3 protein-coding genes are annotated in these 4,768 nt (G+C 74.7%); 2 read left to right on the plus strand and 1 reads right to left on the minus strand.

Translation table 11 applies throughout. The features are described from left to right. Positions 1-377 precede the first annotated feature (377 nt). Positions 378-1,133 carry a glucose 1-dehydrogenase gene (locus K6U79_11100; protein MCL6522899.1) on the minus strand — a complete coding sequence of 252 codons (756 nt, stop codon included), beginning with the start codon at positions 1,131-1,133 and terminating at the stop codon, positions 378-380. 269 nt (positions 1,134-1,402) lie between these two features. On the opposite strand from K6U79_11100, the gene K6U79_11105 reads away from it, so the two are divergent. Together K6U79_11105 and K6U79_11110 are read left to right on the plus strand one after the other, a co-directional pair. Beyond that, the gene (locus K6U79_11105) at positions 1,403-2,947 is read left to right on the plus strand and encodes a spore germination protein (GenBank protein ID MCL6522900.1); all 1,545 of its coding nucleotides are present in this window, start codon (positions 1,403-1,405) and stop codon (positions 2,945-2,947) included. Beyond that, the coding region (locus tag K6U79_11110; GenBank protein ID MCL6522901.1) for a spore germination protein at positions 2,902-4,768 on the plus strand (1,867 nt) is incomplete at its 3' end. The genes K6U79_11105 and K6U79_11110, both read left to right, overlap by 46 nt.

The following is a 4,768-nucleotide window of genomic DNA, read 5'->3' on the forward strand; positions in this document are numbered from 1 at the left end:
CTCGATGGGTTTTGCCTGCTGCAAACCATCGTAGCCCGGGCCTTCCCGCTTTTACAGCAGCCTCAGGACATCATCGGTTGAACCTGTGGGGGAGCCTGGGTCAAGAGGAAAAGAGAGGGAACCTCCGGGCCGGGCGCTGGCCGCTCTTGCGTCAGGCCGTCCACCCGGAGCAGTGCTTCCTTTGGCCGGGCGGCGTTCCGGCCGCCTCAGGCCCCCGCGGGGAAGCTCGGCTGCCGACTCGGCATGGAACGACCTGCCCGCTTGGCCGCAATCGTGCAGCTTGCGACGGTACGCGGCCAGCTCGAGGTCGCCTGGCGCCGGAGGCGGGGCGGCCCGGCCGCTCTCCCCTTCAGCCGGCCGGCCCGCCCGCTCTCCCCTCAGATGGCGGTCCAGCCGCCGTCGGCCACCAGGATGGCCCCGTTGACGAAACTGGCCTCGTCCGAGGCGAGGAAGAGCGCCACGCGCGCGATCTCCTCCGGCTGCGCGGCGCGGCTGCCCAGCGCCGCGAACTTCGTCACCCGCTCCATCCCCTCCGCATGCGGCTCGCCGCCCACCGGGATGCCCGTCTCCACGGCGCCGGGGCAGATGGCGTTGCAGCGGATGTTCCGCCGCGCGTAGAACTGGGCGATGTTCCGCGTCAGGCCGATCAGGGCGTGCTTGGAGGTGGTGTAGGCCGCGCCGGCCCGGCCTCCCCCCGTGCCGGCCACCGAGGCGATGTTGACGACGGCGCCGCCACCCCCCTCCAGCATCACCGGGAGAGCCTGCCGGCAGGCGAAGAAGGGGCCGTCCAGGTTGACTCCCAGCACCTTCCGCCAGAGGTCGGTGGGCGTCTCCGCCACCGGCAGGAAGCGGTCCATGATACCGGCGTTGTTGACCAGGACGTCCAGCCGCCCGTACGTCCGGACGGCGGTCTCGATCATCCGCCGCACCTGCTCCTCGTCCGAGACGTCGACCACCACGCCGGTGGCGTCTCCGCCTCCGCCGCGGATGCGCGCCACCGTCTCCTCCACCCGTTCGGGCACGATGTCGGCCACCACCACGCGTGCGCCCTCGGCGGCGAAGAGCGAGGCCATGGAACGGCCCATGCCCGCGCCCGCCCCGGTCACCACGGCGACCTTCTCCCGGAGTCGCATCGACGGATCCCTCCTCTCCCCGGAGCTCGTCCGGGTCTTTTCCGGTGCGCGTCGATAGCCTGTCCGGAGCGCCGGGAAGTCCGCGGGGCGCCTGGCCGCCCGGCGGGGCCGCCGCCTCTCCGCAGGCTTCCTTATGATTGGGAAGTTCGCCGCCCGCGGCCCCTCCCCCTCGTCCGGCCCCCGGGCGCACCGCGACCGCCGGCAGCAGCCGGCCGCCGGGGCAAGCTACCCGGTGCATCCGCTCCGCGGGGCGAGGGGAGGTGCCCGGATTGGCCGGAACGAGCCGAAGCCGTCCCGTGCCGCTCTCCCGGGCGGTGGGCCGCCTCCGCCGCCAGGTGGCGACGCTGGAGGACGACCTCCGCCTGGCCGTCCGCGACCCGCTGGCCGGGGCGGTCCGCCTCGTCCAGCGCCCGCTGGGCAGCCAGGACGACCTGGTGGTGCGGACGCTGGGCGACGAGGCGGCCGTCCTCTACATGGCCACCACGGTCGACCGGCAGCTGCTCTACCACGAGGTGCTGCTCCCGCTCCTCCGCGCCGGGGCCACGCGCGGTCAGCTGGCGGCCCGGACGGGACGTCTGCTGGCGCGCGTCCTGCCCGACTCCGACAGCCTTCCCAGCCTGCCGGACGCCGCCGACCGCCTGGCCGCCGGCCAGGTGGTGGTGCTGGCCGCCTGGGGGGAGATCCGGGCGGCCGAGCTGACCCGCGTCCCCGAGCGCGGCGTCGCCTCGCCCACCACCGAGCAGGCCATCCTGGGCTCCAAGGAAGCTTTCATCGAGAACCTGGAGACCAACCTGGGCCTGGTGCGGCGGCGGCTGATGGGCGAGAGCCTGCGCGTGCACCGCTACCGCCTGGGCCGCCGCACGCGGACGCCGGCCGCGCTGCTCTACCTGGACGACCTGGCGCCCCGCCAGCTGGTCCAGAGCCTGGAGCGCGGCCTGCGGCGCCTCGACCTGGACGCCGTCCGCGCCGGCAGCGACCTGGTGGAGCTCTTCTTCCAGGACTCCCTGGGCCTGGTACCGCTCAGCGAGCGGACCGAGCGCCCCGACCGCCTGGCGGAGGTGCTGCTCCAGGGGCGCGTCGCCCTGCTCGTCCAGGGCGACCCCTTCGCGCTCGTCGTCCCCACTACCGCCCTGGAGACGCTGAAGGACGCCGAGGATCACCTGACGGGTCCGCTGATGGTGGCCTTCGTCCGCGGGCTCCGCTTCCTGGGGCTGGTGCTGGCGGCGGTGCTGCCCGCGCTCTACGTGGCGCTCATGTCCGTGGACATCGGCGTCCTGCCCGTCCCTCTGGCGCTGGTGGTGAGCACCTCGCGGATCAACGTCCCCTACCCGGTGACGGTGGAGACGCTGCTCATCCTGGTCGTCATGGACATCTTCACCGAGGCCAGCATGCAGGCGCCCTCGGGGATCGGCACCACGCTCTCCATCGTGGGCACGCTGATCATCGGCCAGGTGGCCGTCCAGGCCAACCTGGCCAGCCAGCTGATCATGATCGTCGTTGCCGCCTCGGCCATGGGCGCCTACCTGTCCACCAAGTACGAGACCGGCTACGCCGTCCGCCTCATCAAGTACCCGCTCGCCCTGAGCGCCGCGGGCCTCGGCCTGACCGGTCTGGCGGGCGCCCTGCTGGCCCTGCTGGGCTACGCGGCCTCGCTGGAGTCGGCCGGCGTGCCCTTCCTGGCGCCGCTGGGACCGCTCCAGGTCCACAGCCTGAGGAAGCACGACCTCTGGCTGCCGCCCCGCCCGCGCATCGCGCGCCGCTCGGAGACGTGGCGCCCGCGGGAGAGCCGGATGGGAGGGGGCCGGTCGCGCTGAACCGCCGCCGGCCCGCGCTCTCGCCTGTCGCCCTCTTCGCCCTGGTCTTCTACGCCTCGCTCTGCGTGACGCCCTTTCTCTTTCCCAGCCAGCTCTTCGCGCAGCTGGGGCGCGGCACCTGGGTGGTGACGCCGCTGGAGCTGCTCGTGGCGCTCTGGGGCCTCTGGGTGATCCGGCGCCTGGAGGCGTGGCTCGACCGCCGGGTCGGCGCCCGTCGCGGCGCCGTCGAGCTCTGGGCGCCGCGTCTCTTCGGGCGCCTGGCCGGCAACCTCTACCTGGCGCTTCTGGCCGGCTACTTCCTCCTCTCGGCGGCCCTGGGGGCGCGCGTCCTCGACGAGATCCTGCGCGTGGAGGAGCTGCCCGAGACCTCCGTCTGGCTCCTGGCGCCCGCGACGCTCCTGCCGGCCTTCGTCCCCGCCGCCCTGGGGCTGGCGGCCGTCGCCCGCAGCGCCCAGGTCCTGCTTTTCGTCGTCCTCCCCGGTCTCCTCGCCATCCTCCTCTGGCCGCTGGGCCAGGCCACCTGGCAGGAGCTGCTGCCGCTGACCACGGCGCTCGACGCACTCCGCCGCCTGGGCTCGCCCCTGGCCCTGGCGTCGCTCTGCGTGCTGCGCGGCTACGTCCCGCTCCTCCTGCTTGCGGGTCGCGCGGCCTCGCCGCGCTGGCCGCGCCCCGCCCTCCTCGGCTTCGCGGCCGCCTCGCTGGTCGACCTGACGGGCTTCGTGGCGCCCGTGGCGGTGCTCGGCCTGCCCTACGCGGTCCGCACCACCTACCCGTTCATGGAGACCATCGAAACCATCCGGGTGGGCTTCCTGCCCGTGGAGCACCTGGCCATGCTGACGCTCCTCATCTGGCAGGCCAGCGTCTTCGTCTTCGGGGCGCTCTACCTCTGGGCCGCCCTGGAGCTCTTGACGCGCTGGCTGCCGCCCGGCCCGTGGGGGCGGCGCCTCCTGCTGGCAGCCATGATGGCGGCCACCCTGGCCCTGGCCGGCTGGCGCATCGCCCCGCCCCAGGAGCAGAGGCTCCTCGTCGTCTGCAACCTCCTGGGAGCGGGGCTCGGGATCCTCCTCCCCTCGCTGGCGCTCCTCCTCTCCCTGCGGGCGCGGGCCGGGGGTGCGTCAGGCCTCCGTCCCCGCGCGGCGGCAAGGGGGACGGCCGCCACGGCCGAGCCGGCCTCCCGACACGCCTGGCGGCGGGGGAGCGCACTCCTCCTGCTCCTCGCCCTTCTCCTCGGGACGGCGGGATGCGGCGACGTGGAGGACATCGACAAACGCGCCCTGGTGGTGGCCCTGGCGCTGGACGCCGCGCCCGGCGGCGCGCTCCGGCTGACCGTCCAGTTCCCCGCCGCCGGCGACAACTTCACGGGCGGCGGGGGCGGCGGCACCGGAGGGCGCATGGGCGGCGGCCAGGGGACCACGGCGGGGGCGGTCACCCTGCAGGCCCGGGCCGCGAGCTGGTCGGAGGCCGTCGCCGCCCTCGCGCGCCGGACCGGTCGCGCCCTCGACCTGCGCACCGTCGACGCCGTCCTCGTCGGCGAGGCGCTGGCCCGCCGCGGCATCACCGACCTGGTCGGCGCGCTCCTGCGCGAGCCGGCCATCAGCAAGACGGCCGACGTCCTGCTGGTGCGCGGGCAGGCAGGCGCCCTCCTCGCCTCCCGGCCGCCCCAGGGGACGGCGCCCATGGCCACGCGCCTCTCGCGCCTGGTGCGGAACGGGCTCACCCGCACGGTCACCGACGCCCGCCCGGTGGCGCTCTGGGAGCTGGGCCGCGATCTGATGACGCCCTACCGGACGGCCAGCCTCCCCGAGGCGGCGCCGGGTCCGG

It is taken from the genome of Bacillota bacterium (assembly GCA_023511835.1).
In the GTDB taxonomy this organism is placed as follows: domain Bacteria; phylum Bacillota; class Sulfobacillia; order JAIMAT01; family JAIMAT01; genus JAIMAT01.

Excerpts from the sequence above, each read along its gene's own strand:
- K6U79_11100 (MCL6522899.1), bottom strand. The coding sequence starts at position 1,133 with ATGCGACTCCGGGAGAAGGTCGCCGTGGTGACCGGGGCGGGCGCGGGC.